25 protein-coding genes are annotated in these 26,475 nt (G+C 33.3%); 24 read left to right on the forward strand and 1 reads right to left on the reverse strand.

Features of this window, described 5'->3' with window-relative positions; all coding sequences use genetic code 11:
- Positions 1-80 precede the first annotated feature (80 nt).
- The 18 genes from IY230_RS02275 (at position 81) to dnaB (ending at position 20,411) form a co-directional block, all read left to right on the forward strand.
- Positions 81-377 carry a GGDEF domain-containing protein gene (locus IY230_RS02275; protein ID WP_269059428.1) on the forward strand — a complete coding sequence of 99 codons (297 nt, stop codon included), beginning with the start codon at positions 81-83 and terminating at the stop codon, positions 375-377.
- Positions 374-802: a S24/S26 family peptidase gene (locus tag IY230_RS02280; RefSeq protein WP_196369724.1), complete on the forward strand. Its 429-nt coding sequence runs from the start codon at positions 374-376 to the stop codon at positions 800-802. Before IY230_RS02275 ends, IY230_RS02280 begins: the two co-directional genes overlap by 4 nt.
- 162 nt (positions 803-964) lie before the next feature.
- A complete protein-coding gene (gene adhE / locus IY230_RS02285; RefSeq protein ID WP_196369725.1) occupies positions 965-3,553 on the forward strand; it encodes a bifunctional acetaldehyde-CoA/alcohol dehydrogenase in 2,589 nt (862 codons plus the stop codon).
- Positions 3,554-3,696: 143 nt separating this feature from the next.
- The gene (locus IY230_RS02290) at positions 3,697-4,887 is read left to right on the forward strand and encodes a hypothetical protein (protein WP_196369726.1); all 1,191 of its coding nucleotides are present in this window, start codon (positions 3,697-3,699) and stop codon (positions 4,885-4,887) included.
- A complete protein-coding gene (locus IY230_RS02295; RefSeq protein WP_196369727.1) occupies positions 4,887-7,589 on the forward strand; it encodes a glycoside hydrolase family 10 protein in 2,703 nt (900 codons plus the stop codon). Before IY230_RS02290 ends, IY230_RS02295 begins: the two co-directional genes overlap by 1 nt.
- A gap of 256 nt (positions 7,590-7,845) precedes the next feature.
- Complete coding sequence (gene rpsL, locus IY230_RS02300) at positions 7,846-8,271, forward strand: 30S ribosomal protein S12 (RefSeq protein WP_012242142.1); 426 nt, start codon at positions 7,846-7,848, stop codon at positions 8,269-8,271.
- A gap of 66 nt (positions 8,272-8,337) precedes the next feature.
- Complete coding sequence (gene rpsG, locus IY230_RS02305) at positions 8,338-8,808, forward strand: 30S ribosomal protein S7 (protein ID WP_012242143.1); 471 nt, start codon at positions 8,338-8,340, stop codon at positions 8,806-8,808.
- Between the two features lie 17 nt (positions 8,809-8,825).
- A complete protein-coding gene (gene fusA / locus IY230_RS02310) occupies positions 8,826-10,898 on the forward strand; it encodes an elongation factor G (protein ID WP_196369728.1) in 2,073 nt (690 codons plus the stop codon).
- Positions 10,899-10,984: 86 nt separating this feature from the next.
- Positions 10,985-12,172 carry an elongation factor Tu gene (gene tuf / locus IY230_RS02315; protein ID WP_196369729.1) on the forward strand — a complete coding sequence of 396 codons (1,188 nt, stop codon included), beginning with the start codon at positions 10,985-10,987 and terminating at the stop codon, positions 12,170-12,172.
- A 149-nt stretch (positions 12,173-12,321) separates the two neighbouring features.
- The gene (locus tag IY230_RS02320) at positions 12,322-13,080 is read left to right on the forward strand and encodes a TatD family hydrolase (RefSeq protein ID WP_196369730.1); all 759 of its coding nucleotides are present in this window, start codon (positions 12,322-12,324) and stop codon (positions 13,078-13,080) included.
- Positions 13,077-13,832 (forward strand): S1 family peptidase, encoded by a 756-nt coding sequence (locus IY230_RS02325; RefSeq protein WP_196369731.1) that lies wholly within the window; start codon positions 13,077-13,079, stop codon positions 13,830-13,832. Before IY230_RS02320 ends, IY230_RS02325 begins: the two co-directional genes overlap by 4 nt.
- Positions 13,833-13,836: 4 nt before the next feature.
- Positions 13,837-14,925: a S1C family serine protease gene (locus tag IY230_RS02330; protein WP_196369732.1), complete on the forward strand. Its 1,089-nt coding sequence runs from the start codon at positions 13,837-13,839 to the stop codon at positions 14,923-14,925.
- Positions 14,922-15,371, forward strand: a complete 450-nt coding sequence (locus IY230_RS02335) for a CinA family protein (protein ID WP_196369733.1) — start codon at positions 14,922-14,924, stop codon at positions 15,369-15,371. Before IY230_RS02330 ends, IY230_RS02335 begins: the two co-directional genes overlap by 4 nt.
- Before the next feature lie 107 nt (positions 15,372-15,478).
- On the forward strand, positions 15,479-15,766 hold the full coding sequence (gene rpsF / locus IY230_RS02340) for a 30S ribosomal protein S6 (RefSeq protein ID WP_196369734.1): 288 nt from the start codon (positions 15,479-15,481) through the stop codon (positions 15,764-15,766).
- A 2-nt stretch (positions 15,767-15,768) separates the two neighbouring features.
- Entirely contained in the window at positions 15,769-16,215 is a 447-nt protein-coding gene (ssb, locus tag IY230_RS02345) for a single-stranded DNA-binding protein (RefSeq protein WP_196369735.1), read from the forward strand.
- A 15-nt stretch (positions 16,216-16,230) separates the two neighbouring features.
- The gene (rpsR, locus tag IY230_RS02350; protein WP_196369736.1) at positions 16,231-16,473 is read left to right on the forward strand and encodes a 30S ribosomal protein S18; all 243 of its coding nucleotides are present in this window, start codon (positions 16,231-16,233) and stop codon (positions 16,471-16,473) included.
- Between the two features lie 144 nt (positions 16,474-16,617).
- The gene (gene rplI, locus IY230_RS02355) at positions 16,618-19,074 is read left to right on the forward strand and encodes a 50S ribosomal protein L9 (RefSeq protein WP_196369737.1); all 2,457 of its coding nucleotides are present in this window, start codon (positions 16,618-16,620) and stop codon (positions 19,072-19,074) included.
- Between the two features lie 2 nt (positions 19,075-19,076).
- Entirely contained in the window at positions 19,077-20,411 is a 1,335-nt protein-coding gene (gene dnaB / locus IY230_RS02360) for a replicative DNA helicase (protein ID WP_196369738.1), read from the forward strand.
- 65 nt (positions 20,412-20,476) lie between these two features.
- On the opposite strand, the gene IY230_RS02365 is transcribed toward dnaB, so the two are convergent.
- Positions 20,477-20,911: a Dps family protein gene (locus tag IY230_RS02365; RefSeq protein ID WP_196369739.1), complete on the reverse strand. Its 435-nt coding sequence runs from the start codon at positions 20,909-20,911 to the stop codon at positions 20,477-20,479.
- 92 nt (positions 20,912-21,003) lie between these two features.
- Between IY230_RS02365 and IY230_RS02370 the strand changes: the two genes are divergently transcribed.
- The 6 genes from IY230_RS02370 (at position 21,004) to typA (ending at position 26,470) form a co-directional block, all read left to right on the forward strand.
- Complete coding sequence (locus IY230_RS02370) at positions 21,004-21,567, forward strand: chromate transporter (protein ID WP_196369740.1); 564 nt, start codon at positions 21,004-21,006, stop codon at positions 21,565-21,567.
- Positions 21,557-22,123, forward strand: coding sequence for a chromate transporter (locus IY230_RS02375; RefSeq protein WP_196369741.1), 567 nt, complete (start codon positions 21,557-21,559; stop codon positions 22,121-22,123). The genes IY230_RS02370 and IY230_RS02375 overlap by 11 nt, the downstream gene beginning before the upstream one ends.
- A 10-nt stretch (positions 22,124-22,133) precedes the next feature.
- Positions 22,134-23,198 (forward strand): peptide chain release factor 1, encoded by a 1,065-nt coding sequence (gene prfA / locus IY230_RS02380; protein ID WP_196369742.1) that lies wholly within the window; start codon positions 22,134-22,136, stop codon positions 23,196-23,198.
- A complete protein-coding gene (prmC, locus tag IY230_RS02385) occupies positions 23,195-24,046 on the forward strand; it encodes a peptide chain release factor N(5)-glutamine methyltransferase (protein ID WP_196369743.1) in 852 nt (283 codons plus the stop codon). The genes prfA and prmC overlap by 4 nt, the downstream gene beginning before the upstream one ends.
- A complete protein-coding gene (locus tag IY230_RS02390; protein ID WP_196369744.1) occupies positions 24,039-24,587 on the forward strand; it encodes an L-threonylcarbamoyladenylate synthase in 549 nt (182 codons plus the stop codon). Before prmC ends, IY230_RS02390 begins: the two co-directional genes overlap by 8 nt.
- A 68-nt stretch (positions 24,588-24,655) precedes the next feature.
- Positions 24,656-26,470, forward strand: a complete 1,815-nt coding sequence (gene typA, locus IY230_RS02395) for a translational GTPase TypA (RefSeq protein ID WP_196369745.1) — start codon at positions 24,656-24,658, stop codon at positions 26,468-26,470.
- The last annotated feature ends 5 nt before the right edge of the window (positions 26,471-26,475 follow it).

Genomic DNA, 26,475 nt, shown 5'->3' on the forward strand with positions numbered 1-26,475 from the left:
GTATGTTAAAATAATTGTTGTGTGATAAATAATTACATAGATTAGGGAGAAATCTATGCAAACTGTAAATATAGCTTTATTTGTTTGTCCAAAATAATAAAGTAAGATATGATCACTTAACTGGCATATTTAATAGAAGGCATATGGATTATTATTTAGATGATAAACTAATACGTGCAAAACGCGGTAAACTATTTTCAGCTATTTTATTTGATTTAGACGATTTTAAAGATATCAATGATAAATTTAAACTAAGTATCAGTCATGGTCATTATGTATATCAAACAAATTTGGACTTAACACGAGATCAATTCATTGATGTTGTAGATAGAAATATGTATGATAATAAAATAAACAAAAAGAAATCGAGTATATGATACAAAATACGATATTAAACCAATTAAATGAAAAGGGATTTGTTGTATCTAAAATAAGAGGGGTAAGTATGTGGCCCTTCTTTAATCAAAAAAACACACAAGTCTACATCAAGCGCACGCCTAATTATAAAAAAAATGATTGTATATTATTTTTAAGATTCAATGGCCAACTCATACTACACCGTATTTTAAAGGTAAAGGATGTCTACTTTTTAGTATCAGGTGATAATGAATCTGTCGTAGAAAAAGTTTATTTAGAACAGATAAAAGGATGTGTTTTTGAATATTATAAACACGGTAAGACAAAAACACTTACAGGTTTTAGATACCATGTATACCTTATATTTATGAAACTTTGTCGCCCACTTAGAGTCTTAAGAGACTTTATTAAAAAGTTCATTAAGAAATTAATTGGTAGAAAATAGCGCATTGATTACTTCATAAAAGGCAAATAGACCACAAAAATCGTGGTCTTTTTAATGTAAATATTGTGAAAACGTATTCATTATAGTTTCATTTGAATTAATTTTAAATTCATATAAAATAGAGCTATAAAACCAATTCAAATAACACAAGGAGAATTTAATATGGAAAAAGACACACTTATCTTAAACGAGGTAGATCTTTTAGTCACGTCCGCTTTAGAGGCGCTTGACGAATACATGGATTATACCCAAGAAAAGATTGATGAGATTGTAGCCAAGGTTTCTGTTGAGGCAATTGATGCACATGGTAGTTTAGCTAAGCTCGCTGTAGAGGAAACTAAACGAGGGGTATTTGAAGATAAAGCAACCAAGAATTTATTTTCAGTGGAATATGTCATCAATCATATGAGACACCTAAAAACTGTCGGGATTATATCAGAAAATACAGTAACAGGTATTACAGAAGTAGCGGATCCTGTTGGGGTAATTTGTGCAATTACACCAGTAACAAACCCAACATCGACTACAATATTTAAGTCGCTTATTGCACTTAAAACTAGAAATCCAATCGTCTTTGCGTTCCATCCAAATGCGCAAAATTCATCAAAGGAAGCAGCTAGAATTATTAAAGAAGCAGCGATTAAATCAGGTGCTCCAAAGAATTGTATTTCATGGATTGAACATCCTAGTTTAGAAAATACAAACAAGCTTATGAACCACCCAGGGGTAGCAACAATCTTAGCAACTGGTGGTAACGCAATGGTTAAGGCAGCTTACTCATGTGGTAAACCAGCTCTTGGTGTAGGTGCAGGTAACGTACCAGCATATATTGAAAAAACTGCAAACATTAAAACTGCAATCAATGATATTGTCATGTCTAAGTCATTTGATAATGGTATGGTGTGTGCATCTGAACAAGCAGCTATCATTGATAAAGAAATCTATAAAGAAGCTTTAGCAGAATTCAAAAAGTTACATACTTTTTTATGTAACAAAGAACAAAAACAAATGCTGGAAACATTTATGTTCCCAGATGGTGTAAAGCTTAATCCTTATGTTGTAGGTAAGGGTGCACATCACATTGCAGAACTTGCAGGATTTGAAGTTCCTTTAAATACGAATATTTTACTAGTAGAATGTAAGAGTGTTGGTAAAGAAGAACCACTTACAAGAGAAAAACTCTCACCAGTATTAGCAATCCTTAAATCAAATGATGAAGTGCATGGTGTAGCACTGGCAAAAAGTATGGTAGAACTTGATGGTTTAGGGCACTCTGCAGTGATTCACACTCAAAATGATGAACTTAAAAAAACCTTTGGTTTAGCGCTTAAAGCGATACGTATTATAGTGAATTCACCAGCTACTTTTGGTGGCATAGGTAATATATATAACAGATTTATACCATCACTTACACTAGGGTGTGGTTCCTATGGTAAAAACTCTGTTTCTGATAATGTAAGTGCAGTGCACTTACTTAATATCAAACGTATCGGTGAAAGGAAAAATAATATGCAATGGTTTAAGGTGCCATCTAAAATTTACTTTGAAAAAGATTCTATTGAATACTTAAGACAAATGAGAGATGTTAATAAGGTTGTTATCGTTACAGATAGAGTTATGGTTGACTTGGGTTATGTTAAAAAAGTAACAGATCAACTAAGTTCAAGACGTAATCATGTTGTATATCAACTATTTACAGATGTTGAAGCAGATCCATCGATTGAAACAGTTCATAAAGGATATGAACTGATGAAATCCTTCCAACCAGATACGATTATTGCTATTGGTGGAGGTTCACCAATGGATGCTGCAAAAGCTATGTGGTTATTCTATGAAAACCCTGAAGTAGACTTTAATGACTTAAAACAAAAATTCATGGATATTAGAAAACGTGCATTTAGATATCCTGATTTAGGTAGAAAATCTAAATTAGTATGTATTCCAACAACATCAGGTACTGGTAGTGAAGTGACTCCTTTTGCAGTTATCACTGATAATAAAGAGTCTAAAAAATACCCATTAGCAGATTACTCACTAACACCAACTGTAGCAATTATTGACCCTGCACTCACCCTTACTCAACCAAAAACTGTTACTGCAGATACTGGTATGGATGTATTAACGCATGCAGTAGAAGCTTACGTATCAGTACTTGCTAATGACTATACAGACTCACTTGCAATTCAAGCGGTTAAAATGGTGTTTAAATATTTAAAACGTGCATTTGATAATGGATTGGACTTTGAAGCAAGAGAGAAGATGCATAATGCATCTACCATGGCAGGTATGGCTTTTGGTAATGCATTCTTAGGTATATCTCACTCTATGGCACATAAGGTTGGTGGAAGATATCATATACCTCATGGTAGAATTAATGCAATCTTATTACCACATGTGGTCTTATATAATGGTACAGTTCCAGCTAAACTATCTACTTGGCCAAAATATACTCATTATGTAGCAGATGAAAAGTACATGGAACTTGCTAGAGCAATCGGACTTGACCCTAAATCTAAAGAAGAAGGCGTTAAGATGTTTGCTAAAGCATGTCATGACTTAGCAGTATCTTTAGGAATTAACATGAATTTTGCTAGTCAAAGCGTAGAAGAAAAAGACTTCTTAGAACATAGTGAATCATTAGCATATCTAGCATATGAAGATCAATGTTCAACAGCAAACCCTAGACTACCTTTAGTTGCGGATATGAAAGTCATCTTAGAAAATGCATTCTATGGAAAATTAGATATTTAATCAAAACAATACTAGTAAAAAGATATAAATGTGATATATTCAACATTTGTATCTTTTTTTCATAATAACAGACAAAAATATTTTGAAATGTAAGCGATTTATTATAAAATAACGTGTAATGAAAAACAGATAAGGAGTACTGGATGAAGAAAATATATACCCTATTCATATTGATATCAACACTACTTTTAAGTGGTTGTATCATATCAAAGGATGATGAACCAAAAAGCTATGAAGTAGGTCTTGATATACTATATGAACTAAATGATGAAGTAAGAGGTTTAGATATCATTGTTGATTTAAACATGGCATTTGATGTGAGTGAAGTGACTGACTTTTATATCACACTATCATACATGGTAAATGCTACAACTGAAGATTTAGACTATAAACTACAATTACCAAGTGCTACAAAAATCAACTTTTTTGAAGTCACTGGTAATCAAGCAGTTCTAACCTTAGAAGAAGTTATATTTGATTACAAAGGTGATTATATAAGTGCATATGCAACCGTTCAATTCAAAAAAGGTGTAACAAATTATATGTATGAATTGAAAAGTATTAAAACTACAAACCTTTATGAACTCGCTTTAGTATCAGAAGGTACATTTGCAACAGAAATTTTAGAATCACTAAAACCAAATACTGAGTTTCCTGAACTAGAAATTAGTTTAGCAGCGTCTTTAAACAATGAATTTAGAGGTTTTGATTTAAACGCTGTTGTATCATCTAATGACACATTAGAAAGTTTAGAAGTGACCTATGGGTTTATATATATACTTAATAGTGCTGAAACCATCTATTTAAACACACCTGGCGTTACAAACATTAGCATGGAAGAAGTGGCAACACTTGATTTATTAACGAACTTTAATACAAAGTTTAAAAATACTACATTAGATTATGTATTAGATAGAGTTTATGCAAGATCCTTTATTACAGTAACTAAAGAAGATGAAGCATATACATACTATTCAGAAATCATTAACTTTACTTTATATGAATTAGCACTTGAATCTACTGGTGCATTTGCTGAAGAAATCATTACCGAAGTAGAATATCAAGAACCAGATCAAACTGTATTAACACTTATAAGTGTAAGTGCAAATACTTCAAACTATACGATTACTCTAGTAAGTGATCATACAACTGCAACTATTTCAACTGATTATTTAAAAGTTACTGTTGTGGTTACACTAGACCCTGGATATAGTTTTTCTAATAGTGTTATCTTTAAGTTCAACAATAAGGTAGTAAGCGCATTAAATTACACAATAGTTAATGACAAATTAACTTACACATTTAATGATCCAAACTGGTCAGGTATCTACTAATGAACATATTAAATATAAAAAAAATTGTAGGCGTATTTGTTATGCTATCTTTAACATTTATGGTATTTGCATCTGCTCCAAAGCTTGCTGCAAATACACCGGTTATACAAAATAATACAAAACAAGAATTTCGTGCAGCATGGGCATCTCATCTCATTGGTAGTATGCCAGCATACACGTCAGAAGCACAGTTTAAAGCACGTGCAACAGAAATTCTTGATATACTTGAGTACTATAACTTTAACGCCATTATTATGCATTTACGTACGCATAATAATGCATACTATGTATCTGAGTTAAGTCCCAAAGCGGCAGCATTTGCAAGTGTTAATTTTAATACGTTTGACCCAATGCTTTGGTTTATCGAAGAAACACAAAAGCGTGGTATGGAATTTCATGGATGGTTAAACCCATACCGCTTAGGTACGAATTATGTGGGCACAATGCCTACAGAAAACCCTGCAAGTAATCCGGCAAACATTTTAAGTTATAATGGTGCATCTATTCTAAACCCCGGTTTACCACATGTAAGAGATTTTGTTTCTGACACTATTGTTGAAATATTAGAAAGATATCCGGTTGATGCGATTCATTTTGATGATTACTTCTATATTAATTTAGGAGCAAATGGTGCTACAAGTGGAGCAAATACTATTTTAAATGAACCAGACCAACAAACGTTTATAACTTATGGTAGTGGCTATAATACAGCTAGTGCAACATCCAAAGCAGACTGGCGAAGACAACAGGTAAACCTGATGGTTGAGTCTGTTTCAAACACTATTAAAAACTTTAATCAAGCAAACAACACCCATGTACAATTTGGTATATCACCAACGGGTATTTATAAGAATGGTAATGGTGTTGTCACATATAACGGTAATATTCCTATAACTTCAGGTTCTGATACCGGTGGTCAAACACACTATTCAAGTTATCTATTTGCAGACTCAGTTAAATGGGCTACGGAAGGTTGGATAGACTACTTACTGCCTCAAAGTTATTGGGCAAATTCACATCCTGTCGCAAGTTATAACAAAATTATGACTTGGTGGAATGATGTCTTTAAGTATTTAGATGTTAACCTATATTCTGGTATTGGTATTTATATGGCAGATGGAACTGGTAATACTTACGGCTGGCAAACTAATAACAATGAAATGAAAAATCAATTAGAGTTCATTAAGGGTCTAGAAAATGTTCAAGGTTCTAGTTTATATAGTTACAACTATGTAGATAGTGCTTATAAGGGTAGTAGTGCAAAATCAGCCACTCAAATGCAAAATGCTAAAAGTACTTGGTCAGACATCGCAGTCTTACCGGAGTTAAAAAGTATGGCACAGATAATACCAGGAAAGGTCACCAATTTAAAACATTTAAATGGTACCCTATCCTTTAATAAAGTAGCAGATGCCAAACAATACTATGTGTACCGTTCAAAAACGGCATTAAACTTTACGAATGCTGAAATTGTTGAAGTCATTCGTTCAAGCGATAACATAATTAATTACCAAACAGGTGATTTAGATAATGAATATACCTATGCAGTACGTGCATTATCATACTCTAATACACTAGGTGAAGCAGTTACGATATTAAATCCGGCAAACGATACAAAATTAAATGTTGTTGAAGGTGCATCGATTCGAACCGCAATAAACGAAACGAATCAATCACTTAGATTCTATGCTCAGTTTGACGAAGCACTTGGTCAAACTGAACAAGGATTTTATATTGTAGAAGGTGATGTATCGTTAACAGAACTGAAATCACGAGTTAACGTAGAAACAACCAATCAGTTTTCCATAAATGGACAAAGTGTTGTTAAAATACCGGTAAGTAATGTGGATAATACGGGTACATTTACAACCATTATTAACAACATAATGCCTGCTGATTTTAGTAAATTATATACAGTTTTCGGATACTATAAAAAAGGTGGTGTCATTACACTATCTAATAATAAAACTACAAGATCTGTATTAGAAGTAGCTTATAAAATGACCTATGATGGAAAAGCTGCACCACACATTATAAATTACACAAATCAATTAAAAATATTTGGTATGGATACATTTGGTCAATTAAAAGTTACTGATAAATTTGAGACAAATCATTTTGAACTGTCAAAAATTTTCTTAAATGACTGGAATACTAAATTCAGTTTGAGTTTAACTCAAATTGATTTAGAATCATTTTATAATAGTGCAGTCTATGGTAAGGTATCTAGTAATAATAGTCTAAGTGGTAGTAGAATTTATGAGTTCTTTAAAGATCAAACACTTAACTTAAAATGGGGCTGGTTACTAGATTATATTGAGTCGGTGGATACAAAAATTTGGCCATCTAGACAAGTGGTAGCACTCAAAGGAAATGGTACAAATCCAGAGTACTCAAATATCTATGAAGGTAGACACTTTATTACCTCACTAATTGGATTCTTTAATGGTACCTATGCATATGATGGGTATCCAACAAATGATTTTACAAATATATCTATGTATGATAATTTAGCAAATTTTGTTGACAGCATACTGGCAAAACCTAATGGATATCAATACTATGATGTAGGTAACGAAGTGAAACTACCAGTTCAAACGGACCCTGATTTTAGTCACTATCTCATTAATGATCAAATATATCATGAAGGTGATACATTAATCATTGGAGATAATCTCGTTATTAAACTCATATTTAATTAACATTTTTATATCACCCATCCTGGAAGTTTTATCTAGGATGGGTGATTTTTATTAAGAGAAATCAATGATGTCTAAGGTAAATAATGTAAAAAAATAACAAATTAAACATTAATAAGTTGACAATTATCTATCAAAAATATATAATATAACAGGTGTGAATATTTTATCGAAATTACACTTAACATCTCGGCTTCACAAAGCCAAAATAACAATTATGAAACACATGGACATGTGTTTTAGGAAAGGAAATTAGAATATGCCTACCATATCTCAATTAGTTACAACTTCTCGTCAAGATAAGAATTACAAATCTAAATCTCCAGCATTACATTATGGTTTTAACAGCCTTAAAAAAGAAGATTCAGAATATAATTCGCCTCAAAAACGTGGTGTTTGTACTCGTGTTACTACAATGACACCTAAGAAACCTAACTCTGCATTACGTAAATATGCTCGTGTTAGATTATCAAACGGTACAGAAGTAACAGCTTATATCCCAGGTGTCGGTCACTCATTACAAGAACACTCCGTTGTACTTGTTCGTGGGGGACGTGTAAAAGACTTACCAGGTGTACGTTATCATATCGTACGTGGTGCTTTAGACGCGACTGGTGTTGCAAACCGCATGCAGGGTAGATCCAAATACGGTGCTAAGCGTCCAAAAGCCGCTAAGAAAAAGTAATTCATAAATAAATTACAAACAATAAAACTCACATTAAAAATCTAGTAAAGGAAGAAGGTGAACAATATGCCACGTAAAGGACATATCGTAAAACGTGATGTATTACCAGATCCGATTTACAACTCCAAATTAATTACAAGAATCGTAAACACAATTATGGAAGACGGTAAAAAAGGAACTGCGCAAGGTATTTTATACGGTGCACTAAACCGTATTAAGGACCAAACAGGTCGTGAAGCTATTGATGTATTCAATGAAGCTTTAAACAATATCTCACCAATCTTAGAAGTTAGAGCACGCCGTATTGGGGGTCAAAACTATCAAGTACCAGTTGAGGTTAGACCTGAAAGACGTCAAGCACTTGCATTAAGATGGTTAGTTCAATATGCTAAGAAACGCAACGAGAAAACAATGGAAGAAAGATTAGCAAAAGAAATTTTAGACGCTTCTCAGGGCACAGGTGCCGCTGTTAAGAAACGTGAAGAAGTACACAAGATGGCTGAGGCGAATAAAGCATTCGCTCACTATCGCTGGTAAGAAGGGAAGATAAAACTATGCCACGTCAATATTCATTAAAAATGACTCGTAATATCGGCATCATGGCACACATTGATGCTGGTAAGACGACTACAACTGAGCGTATTTTATACCATACCGGTAAAATCCATAAAACAGGTGAGACACACGATGGTGCATCTCAAATGGACTGGATGGCTCAAGAACAAGAGCGCGGTATTACAATTACCTCTGCAGCTACAACCTCTGTGTGGAGAGATCACAGAGTAAACATTATCGATACCCCGGGTCACGTTGACTTCACAGTTGAAGTGTCACGTTCATTACGTGTATTAGATGGTGCTGTAACTGTCATTGATGCTCAAGCGGGTGTTGAACCTCAAACAGAAACTGTTTGGCGTCAAGCAACCGAATATAAAGTACCAAGAATTGTTTATGTAAACAAAATGGATAAAATTGGTGCTGATTTCAATAACGCTATTAAAACGTTACATAGACGTTTAGGTGTTAAAGCAAACGCTATTCAATTACCTATTGGTACTGAATTAGACTTCAGCGGAATTATCGACTTAGTTACTATGACTGCAGTTGAATATTCTGGTGATTCACTAGAAACAACAAAAGAAATTCCAATTCCTGCACATTTAGAAGAACAAGCAATCGATATGAGAAATGAACTTATCGAAGCTGTTGCAGAATTTGATGATGAATTAATGGTTACATACCTTGAAGGTGAAGAAGTTACGGTAGAATTACTAAAACGCGCAATCAGAAAAGGTGTACTAGCTGTTGAATTCTTCCCGGTTGTTGCTGGATCAAGTTTTAAAAATAAGGGTGTTAAAAAAGTATTAGATGCAGTTATCGATTACTTACCTTCACCACTTGATATTCCACCAGTAGTTGGTCATACATCAGAAGGCGTTGAAGTATTACGTAACGCAGATGATGAAGAACCATTTACAGCTTTAGCATTCAAAGTCATGACTGACCCATTTGTTGGTAAGTTAACATTCTTTAGAGTTTACTCAGGTAAAATCAAGAGTGGTTCATACGTACAAAACACAACAAAAGGTGAACGCGAAAGATTTGGTCGTATCTTACAAATGCACGCAAATACACGTCAAGAAATTGATGAAGTATATGCAGGTGATATCGCAGCTGCAGTAGGTTTAAAAGTTACTACTACAGGTAATACATTAGCATCGCAAAATGATGATATTATCTTAGAAAGTATGAACTTCCCTGAACCAGTTATTGAAGTTGCTGTTGAACCAAAAACTAAGAATGACCAAGATAAAATGGGTCAAGCTTTAGCAAAACTTGCTGAAGAAGATCCAACATTCAAAACATATACAAATACTGAAACTGGCCAAACAATTATCGCTGGTATGGGTGAGTTACACTTAGATATCTTAGTAGACCGCATGAAACGTGAATTCAAAGTTGAAGCAAACGTTACAGAACCTCAAGTATCTTACCGTGAAACATTAACTGTACCAAATGAAATTGAAGCTAAGTTCATCCGTCAATCAGGTGGTCGTGGACAATACGGACACGTTGTAATTGACTTTGAACCAAACCCAGGTAAAGGATTTGAATTCGTTGACAAAATTGTTGGTGGGGTTATTCCAAGAGAATATATTCCATCCGTACAAAAAGGTTTAGAAGAAGCTTTAGGTGGCGGTATCCTTGCAGGTTTCCCTGTTGTTGATATTAAAGCTACATTAAAATTCGGTTCATACCATGATGTCGACTCCTCTGAAATGGCATATAAGATTGCTGCAAGTATGGCATTAAAAGATGCTAAAAATAAAGCAAACGCTGTTATTTTAGAACCAATTATGGACGTTGAAGTTGTTACTCCAAATGATTATGTAGGTAATGTTATTGGTGATATCACAAGCCGTCGTGGACGCTTGGAAAGCCAAGAAGGTAGAGGAAATGCAATTTCTATTCGTGCCTTCGTACCACTATCAGAAATGTTTGGTTATGCAACATCTCTAAGATCTAACACTCAAGGTAGAGCAACATTCATAATGCAATTCGATCACTTCGACAAAGTACCTAAGAGTATTCAAGAAGAAATCATTAAAAAACGTGGTTCAAACTAATCCACTTCACAAAAAATTAGTAATATGATAAAATATCTAATGATAGGCTATTATATTAATTAAAAATTATAGGAGGCTTTTGCGTTATGGCAAAACAAAAATTCGAAAGAACAAAACCACACGTTAACGTTGGAACAATCGGACACGTTGACCATGGTAAAACTACATTAACTGCTGCAATTACATCAGTACTTGCAGGAAAAGGGTTAGCTACAAAAAGAGATTATAACCAAATTGATGGTGCACCAGAAGAAAAAGCTCGTGGTATAACTATTAACGCATCTCACGTTGAGTATGAAACTGCAACAAGACACTACGCTCACGTAGACTGCCCAGGTCACGCTGACTATGTTAAAAACATGATTACAGGTGCTGCTCAAATGGACGGTGCTATCTTAGTTGTTTCTGCAGCGGATGGTCCAATGCCACAAACTCGTGAACATATTCTTTTATCACGCCAAGTTGGGGTACCTAAATTAGTAGTATTCTTAAACAAAGCTGACTTAGTTGATGACGAAGAGTTATTAGACTTAGTTGAAATGGAAGTTAGAGAATTATTATCAGAATATGATTTCCCAGGAGATGATATTCCAGTAATCAAAGGATCTGCTTTAGGTGCTATTGAAGGTAAACCAGAATGGGTTGCTAAAGTTGAAGAATTAATGGATGCAGTTGATGCATACATCGATAATCCAGTACGTGCTACAGACAAACCATTTATGATGCCAGTTGAAGACGTATTCACAATTACAGGTCGTGGTACAGTTGCTACAGGACGTGTTGATCGTGGTATCGTTAAAGTTGGTGACCAAGTTGAAATCGTTGGTATTACTGATACTAAAACTACAACTGTTACAGGGGTAGAAATGTTTAGAAAATTATTAGACCAAGCTGAAGCTGGAGACAACATCGGTGCTTTATTAAGAGGTGTTGATCGTGAAGGTGTAGAACGTGGTCAAGTATTATCAAAACCAGGTACAGTTAAACCTCATGCTAAATTCACTGCTCAAATTTACGTATTAAGTAAAGAAGAAGGTGGACGCCATACAGCGTTCTTCTCAAACTATCGTCCTCAATTCTACTTCAGAACTACAGACATCACAGGTATCATCACTTTAGGTGAAGGTACTGAAATGGTTATGCCAGGTGATAACGCTGAAGTTACAGTAGAACTAATTCACCCAATCGCGCTTGAAGAAGGTACAAAATTCTCAATCCGCGAAGGTGGTAGAACAGTTGCTTCTGGTACAGTAGTTAAAATTCTTGCTGACTAATTAAAGTTATTAACTTATGGAACCTATCCTATTGGATAGGTTCTTTTTTTATTTAATATATGTAATTCTTACGTGAATCTTGCCACAAAACCCCACCTAAAATACTATCTATGATATAATTTATTAGGAAGAAATAAAAGGATTATTATATGATAGATACCCATGCACACATCAATACAAAAGAATTTGATAATAGATTAGATGAAGTTTTAATGAATGCCAAATTAAATGGTGTGGATAAAATAATAGTTGTAGGTATGGATACATACCATAACTTACGCGCTATCGAGCTTGTTTCTAAATTTGATAACCTTTATGCAAGTGTTGGTATACACCCGACAAGTTTAGGTGGAGATGTAAAAGATTTACTCCCGCTGTTTAAGCATAAAAGAGTTGTTGCTGTTGGTGAAACGGGTATTGATCTTTATTGGGATAAGTCAAATTTAGACCAACAAATAAAATACTTTACAGATCAGATTGAATTAGCAATTCATCTTAATCTACCAATTATTGTTCACACAAGAGCTTCATTTAAGGAAGCTTATGAATGTCTATTACCGTATAAAGGTAAGATTAAAGGTGTATTTCATTCCTTTTCATCTAATTTAGAGGATGCAAAAAAAGCGATTGAACTTGGCTTTTTAATAGGTATCTCTGGTGTTGTAACCTTTAAAAAGGCTACTGAACTTCACGAAATTGTAGAAAAAATAGATATATCTCATTTGATTTTAGAAACAGATTCACCTTATTTGGCACCTGTACCTTTCAGAGGTAAGACAAATGAACCGGGTTACACCAAATATGTATTAGAAGCTGTATCAATAATAAAAAACATGGATATCCATGAAGTAGATAAAATTACCACTCAAAATGCAATCAAGTTATTCCAATTGGAGGAAACACTATGAAAAAAGTATTGAATATCTTATTACTCTTAGTATTTGTTATTACCTTGAGTAGTTGTGCAGCACTTGAAGAATATGCAGATAATATTAGACCAACAACTTACGCGCCAGCTTTAACAGAATCTGAAGCGGGATTTATCGAGATGTTACCAGAATTAAAATTTGCTGGTATTGCAGTATCAAATACTGCAATATTTCAAGATGAGTCACAAACTAGAAAAGGTTCTGGCGTGATTATTAAAAAAGAAACTGGTGGGTTAAATACTGTATACTATGCACTTACTACACAATGGGTAGTTGAAAACTCACTAACAGTGACAATCTTCACTGAAAATGGAACAAGTATTTCAGCTCAAGTGTTAAACTCAAAATTAAGTTATGAAGTTGATGAAGATATTGCTTTAATTAGATTTTCATCATCAGAAGATTTACATGTTGTAGAACTTAAAAGAATTGATGAGGCTGTATTGCTAGATAATTTAACTATTTTCTCTATAGCAACACCCATTTCAACTGCTTACCTAAACTTTGTAACAAACCCTGCACTTATAATGGGGGTATATGATAACCGTATTGTACATGGTACCAATTTAAACCCAGGAACACTTGGTTCACCTCTTTATTTAAAATCAACTGGAGAACTCATCGGTATTAATGTAAAGTACTCATTTACCGCGGGTGGTCGTCCTGAAGTTTTAATTAATGAAGCAATTCATATTAATAGAGTTATAGATCTTGTTGAAGGGTACTTATAATTATATGAAAAAAGTATACGCATTTAGTTTAGTGCTATTACTACTTTTATTAACGAGTTGCCTACCAAGTGAAATAGAACATCCGATAAGGGATGTTCCTACAGAAGAAGAATTTCAAGCGTTAGTAGAAGATTTAAGTAATAGCACAGTCAATTTATTTGGCTATTATATGACATTTGAGGTGTCTTTAGGTTCAGGGTTAATCTTTGACAGAGAACCTTCAAATGATGATATGTATTACTATTATGTTTTAACTAACAATCATGTAGTCGATACGATGACTTACATGAAAGTTAAAACCAATCAAGGTAACATTGAAATTGGTGACATCTATGCCTTTCCTTTATCAGAAACTGATAATGATGACATCGCAGTCGTTCGTTTCGAATCTAGTTTTGATTATCCATTAATTGATATTAAGCCACTAAACACTGAAACGAATACACACATTCAACTATCCATTGGGCAATCTGTATTTGGAATAGGTACACCGGTATCTAAAGACAATTTTAATCTAGCAACTAACATGGGTATTATTTCTGAACTTAACAGTTACTACATTAGCCATACAGCAAATATTAATCCAGGTAACTCTGGTGGTCCACTATTTAGTTATGATGGTACATTTATTGGCGTAAATACGCAACGCGTTGAAATTATTGAAGGTGAAACAATTTATTTAATTGGTGATGCTATCCACGTTAATAAAGTGGCTGAAATTGTTCAAAAAAGACTAAATAGTGTGACACCTAAATTAGGTATTATCATCCGTCCATATGATGATTTTGTAAGTATGGAATATGAACAATATTTTGGTGATAAAGCAGCTGACTTCGATCCTTATGATTATGTACCTAAAAATTCTAGTGGTGTCGTGATTATTGAAGTCAATAGTACAAGAGCAAGTTCAGGAATTTTAGAAAGATTTGATTTAGTACAAAAACTAAATGGTGTTGAGATTAAATCTAATGAGGATTTAATTGCTGCAATCGGCACACTTCAAGTAGGTAATTCTTATATATTTGAAGTTGTTAGATTTAATGAAGATTTACAAATATTTGAAAACCTTGAAATGGAGGTAGTTATCAAATGAAGCTCGTACATAACTATTTAACAAAAACAAATCAAACCATAAGCTTTGCAGAATCTATGACTGGAGGACGCTTAAGCTACGAATTAGTAAAGTACCAAGGTGCATCAAAAATCTTTAAAGAAGGTTTCGTTTTATATAGTGATGAAGCTAAGGTTAGAACCTTAAAAATTGACCAAAAAGATATTGATGAATATGGTGTAGTTTCACATGAAATTGCATCCTTAATGGCTACCCAATTACAAAAGATAACAGGTGCAGATTTTGCTGTATCAGTGACTGGTTATGCAAGTGGAAAAGATAATAACATGGCTTATGTAGGCGTTTTACACAAAGGATTACTTTATGTAGATGATATTGTCTTCTACCCAGAAGATAGCCGTGAGCAAAACATTAAAACAACAGTTAGAAAAGCTGTGAAAATGTTACATGAAATTATCAAAAAGTAAGGTTGCTATTTCATTTATTTAGTGATATAATTAGAAAGCATGTAAAAATGCAAAAATATGATCCTTGTCAGAGATGACCAAGAAGTCCAAAAGGAGGAAAAAAAACGATGAGAAAGTACGAATTTATGTACATTGCTAATCCACAATTAGACCCGGAAAAATTAAAAGGTCTTGTTGCTAACCTATCAAACGTAATCACATCAAACGGTGGTTCTGTTTTATCTTTAAAAGAAATTGGGTTAAAAGATTTAGCATACGAAATCAACAAACATAGAAAAGGTTACTATGTTTGGATGTTGGTAGAAGCATCGCCAGAAGCGATTGCTGAATACAAACGTGTCGTTAATATTACTGAATCAGTGATTCGTAATATTGAAGTTAAAGAAGGCGAATAATTATGATTAATCGTGTCGTATTAGTTGGCCGAATAACAAAAGATGTAGACCATAGAGTGACCACCTCAGGTGCAAGCGTTGTGAGTTTTACATTAGCTGTGAATCGTAATTTCACTTCTGCAAGTGGTGAAAGAGAAGCGGACTTCATTAACTGTGTTACATGGAGAGCATCTGCAGATTTCATGAAAAATTATGTTAAAAAAGGTAACTTACTAGCTGTTGATGGTCGCATGCAAACAAGGAATTATCAAGATAATGATGGCCGCACAGTATACATTACAGAAGTTGTAGCAGACAGCGTACAACTATTAGAGTCTAGAAGTTCTAATCAAGGCGATAACTCTGGACAATATAGAAATAAATATGAGGAAAATCAATCAAATGATGCTCAAGATGAACTGTATGAAAGTACAAAAAACTTGATTGCTGATGATGATTTACCATTTTAAGAAAGGAATTTAACAATGCAAGACAGAAAATTTCGTGCTGGTGGATTTAGAAAACGTAAAAAAGTTTGTTTCTTTACACAAAATAAATTTACCCATATTGACTTTAAAGATACAGAATTGCTAAAAAGATTTATCACTGAACGTGGTAAGATCTTACCAAGACGTGTGACTGGTACTTCAGCAAAATGGCAAAGACCACTAGCTGTAGCTATCAAACGTGCTCGTCATATGGCATTATTACCATTCGTTAAAGAATAATAAAAAATAAAATTTAAAATTCAAAACAGAAACTAAATAAAGTTTCTGTTTTTTTTAACCGTAAATTAAAGTGTAAACAATCAAACATTCACCGCATAATCACTAAATTATGATATAATTTATTAAAGAAAGGGGCTTATATGAATGCGTAAATTAATCAATGGAATTTTAATCACCCTATGGGTATTGGCTTTTGCAATGTTTACCTTAGTAACCTTTACAGTTATGTTGGATCAAATTCCTAACATCAAATTCATATCTTATATTACATTTATACTTTTAACATTCTTAGTAGTGATCGTTTTAATATTTACCATCGTTAATAATTATAAACAGTATATAAAAAATCTACAAAATAGACTTGCAAGGTGGAGCAAATTATCACCACGTGTAAATCAAGTAGGTGATGATGCCTTTCATGAATTACCGATTGGTATTTTAGTACTGGATGAAAGTTTAAAAGAGATAAAATGGGTTAACCAGTATGCTAAAGTGATTTTTGAAGGTAGATTAATTGACCGACCTGTTGCAGAAATATCTGCATCTTTAGCAGATTATTTATTAAGTGATAATAAACAACCTATAACTATCTCGGTCAAAGACCAAAAGTATGAAGTACTATATAAAGATTCTTTCCAAGTTATCTACCTATTTAATGTCACATCAAGAGAAAATATAAAATTAGAGTTCATTAAGAACCTACCAGCAATTGGGATATTAAACCTAGATAACTTTGAAGATAATATGACAAACTTTGATATCTCTGAACAAACGAGCATCAAAGGTGAATATTTATCAGCAATAGCTGATTGGGTAGATGAGTATAATGGTTATTTAAAACCATACGGTGATAACCGAATGGTGATGCTCATTAAACGTAAAAGATTAGAAGATATGATGGCTAAAAAGTTTGATATCTTAGAACATATACGTGATATATCAACAAATTATGGTATTAGAGTAACCTTGTCAATTGGTGTTGCATCTTGGGATTTAGAATATGATGAATTATCAGATTATGCACAAAACGCCATTGAACTCGCTGAAAAGCGTGGTGGAGACCAAGCCGTTGTAAATATTCAAAATCAAAAGATAGCGTATTTCGGTGCGAAGTTAGAATCAATTGCTAGATCAAGTAGAACCAATGCTAGATTAGCAGCACAAATGTTGGGCGATACCTTAAGTAAAGCAGACCAAATCTATATTATGGGTCATGTTCAAACAGACCTGGACTCCTTTGGTGCAATGATTGGTGCACTTAAAATGGCACTTACAACACCGGATATAGCTGCATATTTAATTGTAGATATGGAAAAGTTAGATCCAACCGTTACCGATGTTTACAATTACTTACTATCAATGAACCACCCAGTAACCAAACATATTATTTCAACTCAAGAAGCATTAGAACGTAAAACTAAAGATACTCTGCTTATGATTCTAGATACTCAAAATCCACAAATAGTTCATAGTAAGGAATTGCTGGATTTAAAATTAAAAACTGCTGTCATTGACCACCACCGTGGTAATGAAACATCCATTCAAGGTGATTTTTCATTTATTGATCCAGGTGCCTCATCTACAGTAGAACTTATGATGGAGTTATTTAGTTTCTTCCCTATTGAAATACAATTAGATGCCCCTGAGGCTAGTGTCATGTATGGTGGTATCATCTTAGATACAAATACCTTCACGTACCGAACCAATGCTAGAACGTTTGATGTTGCATCTAAGTTAAAAGATTATGGTGCGGATACGATGATGGTTAAAACATGGCTTAGAAGTGATTTAAATAGAATTATTAAACAAAACGAATTACTTGGTAAGGTGGAAATTTTCTTAGATAGATTTGCTATTGTGAAAACGGAAGATGTGTTTAATGATCGTACGTTTATTGCACAACTTTCAGAATCCTTATTAGAAATTAAAAATATAGATGCCTCATTTACTATTGTTAATTTCTCAGATGGTACTGTTGGTATTTCAGCTCGAAGTTTTGGTGCAATTAATGTGCAGTTACTGATGGAAGAAATGGGCGGTGGTGGACATTTAAGTTCTGCAGCAACCCAAATAAAAGATGTAAGTGTGAATGATGCTTACCTACAATTAAAACATATATTAGAATTAGAATATGGAGGAGACAATACACCTATGAAAGTTATATTATTAGATGATGTTAAAGGTAAAGGAAAAAAAGATCAAGTGATTGAATTAGCAGGTGGCTATGCAAATTACTTAATTTCAAATAAACTTGCTGTTTTTGCTAACGAAGAAAACATCAAAAAACTAGAAGATAAAAAAGAAAAAGAACGTGAAGATGCTGCAAAATATTTAGAGTTAATGAAGAAGGTTGCTTCTGAAATTGAAGGTAAATCTATTACATTATCTATTAATGTTGGTGCGGATGGTAAACGCTTTGGTTCGATTACAACAAAGCAAATCGTTGAAGCATTCCATGAAAAACATGGTGTAATGATTGATAAAAAGCGTTTAGAATTAGCAAATGATATTGGGTCTGTTGGTATTTATCCAGTAACTGTAAGTTTAGATAAAGGTGTAAAAGCAACATTTGAAGTAAATATAATTGAAAGAAGAGATTAGTTATGGCCAATAAAATTCCTAACGCAGTAGATGCTGAAAAATCAGTATTAGGGGCTATTCTTTTAGATAGTCAAACTGCACCGAATATCTTTGATGAAATCTCTGAAAGTGATTTTTACTTAAATGCACATGCACTTATCTTTCAAGCAATGAAGGATTTGTATAATGATCGTAAATCAATTGACTACACATCATTAAAATCAATCTTAGAGCATAAATCTCAATTAGAAACTGTCGGTGGATTATCCTATATTCTTGATTTATCAGAATATACTGTATCCATTGACCATATTGATACCTATATTGAAATTGTCAAAGACTTATCCTTAAAAAGAGATGTAATTAGAATTACACAAGAGCTTGCTACTCAAGGTCTTACATCGGATATTAACTCTGCTGAATACTTAGATAAAGTTGAAGGTGCAATCTTAAGTTTATCTCAAAGAAGAAAAGTTGGAGCATTTAAAAATATCGAAGAAATTGTTGGCGATGTCACTGAAAAATTACATCACCTACAAAATCAAAAAGGTGATGTAACAGGTTTAAAAACTGGTTATGCTACATTAGACAAGTATACAAATGGTCTTCAACCAGAAGAACTTATTATCTTAGCTGCTAGACCGGCTGTTGGTAAATCCGCGTTTGCGATGAACCTGGCTTTAAATGCTGCTAAGTATAATAAAGGTGGTAAAGCAGGTGTTGCAATTTTCTCACTGGAAATGAGTAACGAACAATTAGTAACCCGTATGATAGCAAGTATGTCTCATATAGAAAATTCTAAATTAAGAACAGGGTTTTTAACACCGCAAGAATGGCGTAACTATGAGAATATGACAGGTATTTTAAATGACTACAATATCTATTTTGATGATTCATCTTCATCAAATATTAACGATATTAGAGCGAAATGCCGCCGTCTTGCTCAAGAAGGTAAATTAGATTTTGTTGTAATTGACTACCTACAATTAATTCATGCTGATGGCAATAACAGACAAGAAGAAGTTTCTAAAATCTCTAGAGCCTTAAAACAAATGGCTAAAGAATTACGTATTCCAGTACTTGCATTAAGTCAGCTTTCTCGTGATGTTGAAAAATCAACAGATAAGCGTCCAACACTTGCGCACTTAAGAGAATCTGGTTCGATCGAGCAGGATGCCGATATTGTTATGTTTATTCATAGAGAAGAATACTATGCAGCTTCAAGTGATGGTGCTCAAACTGGACAAACAGAAATCTTGGTCCGTAAAAACCGTCAAGGTCGTATTGGTGAAATTAACTTTATCTTCTCACCACAATACTCAAGATTTGATGAACAATCAAATATTGAAGAAGCCTAATCATTATAAAACTATAAAAAAAACCTGAAAATTTAAATTTTTCAGGTTTTTTGTTTAAATCAAGGCTATTTATTGAATGCAGAAAACATCCAAATATGTTTTTCAAATGATGCAACAGCACCAATTAACATATCTGCTGTTTGTTCATCTTCTTGTGATTGACTTTCCTTAGTTAATGCTTTAAATTCAGTAACTAATTGTTTTAAGTCATTAATCAGTTCATCCACCATTAATTTAGAATCTAATGTTTCTGTTTCTTTAAGTGTTGTTAGGTTTAGATAAGCACTTAAAGTGGATGCCGGTTTACCACCGATAATAATTAATCTTTCAGCAAACGCGTCATATAATTCATTGACCTCATCGTAAAGTGATTCAAACTTTTCGTGTAAAGTGAAGAATCCATTCCCTTCAATAAACCAGTGAAAATGATGTAGCTTTGTGAAAAGTGTTGCAAGATTGGCTACCTGTTGATTCAATCCATTGTGTAATTGATTGTTCATAAAATATACCTCCTTTGTATGACTATATCATATCAAAAATAGGGTGTTTTGTGGTAGAATATACGAGCATGTGGCAGAAAGTTGAGGCGTTTATGGTAAAAAATAGTTATTTCAATATATTTATTTCGTTTTTTAAAATCGGACTATTTACCTTTGGTGGTGGATATGCAATGATGCGTGTTATGGAACGAGAATTTGTAGAAAACAAAAAGTGGATGGATTCAAAATCCATGTTAGATTTACTGGCAATATCACAATCTACACCTGGACCGTTTGCAATTAATAGTGCAACCTATATTGGTTACCAACAAAAAAAGGTTGGGGGATCAGTTGCAGCAACTTTAGGTGTTGTATTACCTTCCTTTATGATCATTATATTAATTAGTATATTTTTAGAAGCGTTTAGTCAAAACATTCATATTCAAAATGTTTTAAAAGGTATTAATGCAGGTGTTGCTGTCTTAATATTTAACGCATGGTTTTCTTTATCAAAAAACTTAGGTGTTACTGTGATTAATGTCATACTTATGGCGATAGGTTTTTTAGTATCCTTATTTATACCTAGTTTTTCTGTTGTATACTTAATTATCATTACTGCAATATTTGCAATCATTTATGGACTATTCATGAATCGAGGAAAAGTAGATGCTAATTGAGTTAATACAGTTATTCTTAATATTCTTTAAAATAGGTTTATTTACATTTGGTGGTGGTTATGCAATGATACCACTTATCCGTAATGAAGTTGTCGGTGCAGGCTATCTATCGATTGTTCAAGTAGATCAATTTATTGGTATTGCAGAATCAACACCTGGACCATTTGCGATAAATATTGCAACCTTTGTAGGCTATAACTCATTTGGGGTTTGGGGTTCAATTCTGGCAACTTTAGGTGTTGTTTTACCAAGTTTTATCATAATTATATTAATTGCTATATTTAGTGCTAAAATATTAAAGTCTAAACCTGTTAGATATGCATTAAGTTGGATTAATCCACTTACATTAGGTCTTATCCTATCTGCTGGGGTATCCGTTGTAATTAATGCAATATTTGGTAACATGGAAGGTTTAGTAGCGTTTAATACTGACTATATTGCTTTAGCGATATTTGGTATCGTATTACTTGCTTCACTTGTTTTTAAAAAAATAAATCCAATTATGCTCATTATATTATCTGGTATACTGGGGTTTATTGGTTATACTATTTTCTAAGGAGAAAATTATGTTTGAAAGATTAGAAGTCATGAGAAAAACGTATTATGCGTTACAAGAAAAATTAGCATCAGGTATTAGTGATGTTAAAGAAATAACAAAACTCATGAAAGAACTTAAAGGTTTAGAAGATGCTGTTGTAGCTTATGAAAGATATTTAAGTTTAAAAGAACAATTAAAAGATTTAGAAGAACTACTTGAGTTAGAAACTGAAAGTAGTGTTTTAGAAATGGCAAAAGCTGAAGAAAAATCACTAGAAAGTGAAATTGAAAACTTAGAAGAAAGTTTACGTATTTTACTCTTACCTAAAGATCCAGATGATGACAAAAACGTCATCATTGAAATTAAGGGTGCAGCTGGTGGAGATGAAGGTAACATATTTGCCGGTGACTTATTTAAAATGTATTCTAAATACGCAGAAAATATGGGCTGGAAAGTAACACTTGTAAATACAACACCAGGTTCTAGTGGTGGTTTTGCAGGTATTGAATTCATCATTTCAGGTGAGAATGCATTTAGTTATTTAAAACATGAATCGGGTGTACACCGTGTTCAACGTGTACCCGAGACTGAAAGCCAGGGACGTATTCATACCTCAACTGCAGTAGTACTCGCATTGCCTGAACAAGAAGAGATTGAATATGACATCAAATGGGAAGATATCCGTTTTGATACATATAACTCATCCGGTGCTGGAGGGCAATCCGTTAACACGACCTACTCAGCAGTTCGTTTAACGCATATTCCAACCAATGTTGTTGTAACATCACAAGAAGAACGTAGTCAACACGCCAATAAAGATAGAGCTTATAAACTATTAGTAACCCGTATTTATGACAAAATCCAACAAGAGCAACTAGAAAAAGAAGGCGAAAGTAGAAAAGCTTTAATCGGTCGTGGTAACCGTAGTGAAAAGATTAGAACATATAACTACCCACAAAACCGAGTAACAGATCATCGTATTGGCTTAACCATTAATAGACTAGATGCAATTATGGAAGGTCGCATTGATTTAATTATCGAACCACTCATAAACGAAATCCAAAAAGAAGCATTAGAAGGACAATCAAAGTGACACTTCAAGACTTAGTAAAAACCTATGAAAAAAAGGTTATCAGTTTAGGTAAAGAACCACACGCAATGCGTTGGTTAATTACCGAATTATCAGGTTATTCACCAACCGAGTTTTATTTAAAAATGAACGCTAAGGTAAGTGAAGAACTTATTCATAAAATCGAAGACGGTTTTAAACGTTACGCAATAGAAGGTACGCCTGTACAACACATTGTAGGTTACTCCTACTTTTATGGTTACAAATTTAAAGTCAGTGATCAAGTATTAATTCCAAGAAGAGAAACAGAACAATTAGTGGAAGAAACACTACTTATCTATGACACTTATTTTGAAGACCAAAAAATTGATGTACTGGATTTAGGTACAGGTAGTGGAGCGATTGCGATTACATTATCTATTGAAGAACCTAATATGCAAGTAGATGCATCAGATATCTCTGTGACCGCACTTATGGTTGCAAGAGAAAACCAATTAAACTTAAGTAGTAAAGTGAATTTTATTGCATCGGATTGGTTTAGTACTATCGATAAAAAATATGATATAATCGTCGCAAATCCACCTTATATTCCAAATGATGAAGCCGTGGAAGAGGTTGTAACAAAAGAACCTAGTTTAGCACTTTACGGCGGTGTAGATGGACTTGAACCTTACGAGATCATTTTAAAAAATGCTAAAAATTATTTAAAAGAAAAAGCACTCATTGCTTTTGAACATAGTATGTATCAAAGTGAAAACTTAAAGGCATTAATCTTAAAATATTTTAAAGATGCTAACGTAAGACAATTAAAAGACTTACAAGGTAAAGATCGTATGACATTTGTTGGATTAGGTGGTGTATTTAATGACTAAGTTACTTATTTTCCCAACGGATACTGTTTATGGATTAGGCACACCTTATTTAGATAAGGAAGGCTTAAAACAAATTTATGAAATTAAAGGTAGAGACTTTAATAAACCAATCGCGATATTAATCTCTAACTTAGATCAAGTAAAAGAAATCGCTAAGGTCAGTGATAATGCATTCAAAGTAGCATCAAAATTTTGGCCAGGCGGGTTAACACTTATCTTTGAAAGTAGCGATGCTTACTATAAAAAAAGTGGTGAAAAAACAATTGGACTTAGAATGCCAAATCATAAGTTGGCTTTAAAATTAATTGATGAATTAGGTCCACTAAAAACAACCTCTGTAAACTACTCTAATCAAGCACCATTAAATGAATATGATGCAATCATGAAGGTATTTGGTGATAAAGTAGACAAGGTTTACCCAAATGAAGAAGTTTTAAGTGAAGTGTCATCCACAGTCATAGACTTTACACACGATTTACCATCACTTATTAGACAAGGTGACATCACACTCGATGTAATAATGAAAGTTCTTGAAAAATAGAACTTTTTTCATGAAAATTTTTCATTATATGATAAAATGATAAAGGCTTATAAAAGGAAGTATAAAATATGGAAATTAGAAACGTTGCCATCATCGCTCACGTCGATCATGGGAAAACTACATTAGTAGACAAACTACTACAACAATCAAGTGAATATCGTGAAAACTCACATATGCAAGAACGTGCAATGGATAACATTGATATTGAACGTGAAAGAGGTATTACAATTCTTGCAAAAGCTACCTCAATTGAATACGGTGATTATCGTATTAACATTATGGATACCCCAGGGCACGCCGATTTTGGTGGTGAAGTTGAACGTATTATGAAACTTGTTGATGGTGTATTACTATTAGTAGACGCTAAAGACGGTGTCATGCCACAAACAAAATTCGTTTTAAGAAAAGCTTTAGAAGAAAAGTTAAAACCGATTGTTGTTATCAATAAAATTGACAGACCATTTGCAGACCCTAAAAAGACTGTAAACCAAGTGTTTGACTTATTTATTGACTTAGGGGCAACTGATGATCAATTGGAATTTCCAATTATTTATGCTTCTGGTTTATTAGGGTTATCAAGTTTTGATGTTGAATTTGATTCAGCTAAAAACATGAAACCATTATTAGATACCATTGTAAACCATGTATCTAAACCTAATGTTAAACTTGATGGACCATTATTATTCCAACCAGCATTAATTGACTATAATGACTATGTTGGTCGTATGGGTATTGGTAAAGTATTCCAAGGCACTTTAAAAGTAAACTCATTTGTATCTTGTCTACGTCCTAGTGGAAAAGTAGATAATTTTAGAATTCAAAAACTATATCGTTATAGTGGTTTAACAAAAGTTGAAACTGCAGAAGCGCATGCTGGTGATATTGTTGCGATTGCTGGTTTAAGTGATATCTTTGTTGGAGACACCATTACTGAAGTAGGTGAAACTACAAGATTACCTTTATTACATATTGATGAACCAACTGTTCAGATGACTTTCTTAACAAATAGTTCACCTTTTGCAGGGCAAGAAGGTAAGTTTGTTACAGCAAGTAAGATTGATGAAAGATTAACTAGAGAAGTTCAAAAAGACGTATCCTTAAAAGTAGAAAAAGAACAAGGTTCTGAAAGTTGGTTAGTTTCAGGACGTGGAGAATTACACTTAGGTATTTTAATTGAAACAATGCGTAGAGAAGGCTTTGAATTTGCAGTATCTAGGCCTAAAGTTATTATTAAAAATATCGATGGTGTACTATGTGAACCATATGAAGAAGTTCAAGTGGATACGCCAAATGAATTTGTCGGTAGCGTGATGGAATTACTTGGTAACCGTAAAGGTGAAGTTATTAAAATGGATCAAGGTGTTAATGAAACAAGACTTGTTTATAACATGTCTTCACGTGGATTAATTGGCCTTATGACACAATTTTTAACTGCAACTAAAGGTTATGGTGTACTAGCACATAGTTTCTTGGAATATAAGAAAATGTTGAATGATAATATAGGTAGTCGCCAAAACGGAGCACTTGTCTCACTTAAAGATGGCCAAACAACAGCTTATGCTATTGGACACTTAGAAGATAGAGGACAATTCTTTGTCGAACCAAGAGTCAACGTTTACGAAGGTATGATTGTTGGTATGAATAATAAAGATAATGACTTAGTCATCAACGTTGTTGAAGAAAAGAAATTAACAAATATGCGTACATCTGGTAAAGATAATACAGTTGTCTTAAAAAGACCAATCGAAATGAGTTTAGAAGCATGTATGGACTTCATCAATGATGATGAATTAATTGAAATTACTCCAAAAACTATTCGTATTAGAAAAAAATATTTAAAAGCAAATGAACGTAAAAAAGCGAACTACAGTCAAAATCAATAATTGAT

Source organism: Acholeplasma laidlawii (assembly GCF_015709225.1).
Lineage (GTDB): Bacteria > Bacillota_I > Bacilli_A > Acholeplasmatales > Acholeplasmataceae > Acholeplasma > Acholeplasma laidlawii_A.

What these genes read in the sequence shown, in the direction of transcription:
- IY230_RS02375 (WP_196369741.1), top strand. Translation starts at nt 21,557, where the DNA reads ATGCTAATTGAGTTAATACAGTTATTCTTAATATTCTTTAAAATAGGT.
- IY230_RS02330 (WP_196369732.1), top strand. Translation starts at nt 13,837, where the DNA reads ATGAAAAAAGTATACGCATTTAGTTTAGTGCTATTACTACTTTTATTA.
- IY230_RS02370 (WP_196369740.1), top strand. Translation starts at nt 21,004, where the DNA reads ATGGTAAAAAATAGTTATTTCAATATATTTATTTCGTTTTTTAAAATC.
- dnaB (WP_196369738.1), top strand. Translation starts at nt 19,077, where the DNA reads ATGGCCAATAAAATTCCTAACGCAGTAGATGCTGAAAAATCAGTATTA.
- IY230_RS02280 (WP_196369724.1), top strand. Translation starts at nt 374, where the DNA reads ATGATACAAAATACGATATTAAACCAATTAAATGAAAAGGGATTTGTT.
- fusA (WP_196369728.1), top strand. Translation starts at nt 8,826, where the DNA reads ATGCCACGTCAATATTCATTAAAAATGACTCGTAATATCGGCATCATG.
- IY230_RS02365 (WP_196369739.1), bottom strand. Translation starts at nt 20,911, where the DNA reads ATGAACAATCAATTACACAATGGATTGAATCAACAGGTAGCCAATCTT.
- rpsL (WP_012242142.1), top strand. Translation starts at nt 7,846, where the DNA reads ATGCCTACCATATCTCAATTAGTTACAACTTCTCGTCAAGATAAGAAT.
- ssb (WP_196369735.1), top strand. Translation starts at nt 15,769, where the DNA reads ATGATTAATCGTGTCGTATTAGTTGGCCGAATAACAAAAGATGTAGAC.
- IY230_RS02320 (WP_196369730.1), top strand. Translation starts at nt 12,322, where the DNA reads ATGATAGATACCCATGCACACATCAATACAAAAGAATTTGATAATAGA.
- rpsR (WP_196369736.1), top strand. Translation starts at nt 16,231, where the DNA reads ATGCAAGACAGAAAATTTCGTGCTGGTGGATTTAGAAAACGTAAAAAA.
- tuf (WP_196369729.1), top strand. Translation starts at nt 10,985, where the DNA reads ATGGCAAAACAAAAATTCGAAAGAACAAAACCACACGTTAACGTTGGA.
- rpsG (WP_012242143.1), top strand. Translation starts at nt 8,338, where the DNA reads ATGCCACGTAAAGGACATATCGTAAAACGTGATGTATTACCAGATCCG.
- adhE (WP_196369725.1), top strand. Translation starts at nt 965, where the DNA reads ATGGAAAAAGACACACTTATCTTAAACGAGGTAGATCTTTTAGTCACG.
- typA (WP_196369745.1), top strand. Translation starts at nt 24,656, where the DNA reads ATGGAAATTAGAAACGTTGCCATCATCGCTCACGTCGATCATGGGAAA.
- IY230_RS02325 (WP_196369731.1), top strand. Translation starts at nt 13,077, where the DNA reads ATGAAAAAAGTATTGAATATCTTATTACTCTTAGTATTTGTTATTACC.
- rplI (WP_196369737.1), top strand. Translation starts at nt 16,618, where the DNA reads ATGCGTAAATTAATCAATGGAATTTTAATCACCCTATGGGTATTGGCT.
- IY230_RS02290 (WP_196369726.1), top strand. Translation starts at nt 3,697, where the DNA reads ATGAAGAAAATATATACCCTATTCATATTGATATCAACACTACTTTTA.
- prfA (WP_196369742.1), top strand. Translation starts at nt 22,134, where the DNA reads ATGTTTGAAAGATTAGAAGTCATGAGAAAAACGTATTATGCGTTACAA.
- IY230_RS02390 (WP_196369744.1), top strand. Translation starts at nt 24,039, where the DNA reads ATGACTAAGTTACTTATTTTCCCAACGGATACTGTTTATGGATTAGGC.
- rpsF (WP_196369734.1), top strand. Translation starts at nt 15,479, where the DNA reads ATGAGAAAGTACGAATTTATGTACATTGCTAATCCACAATTAGACCCG.
- IY230_RS02335 (WP_196369733.1), top strand. Translation starts at nt 14,922, where the DNA reads ATGAAGCTCGTACATAACTATTTAACAAAAACAAATCAAACCATAAGC.
- IY230_RS02295 (WP_196369727.1), top strand. Translation starts at nt 4,887, where the DNA reads ATGAACATATTAAATATAAAAAAAATTGTAGGCGTATTTGTTATGCTA.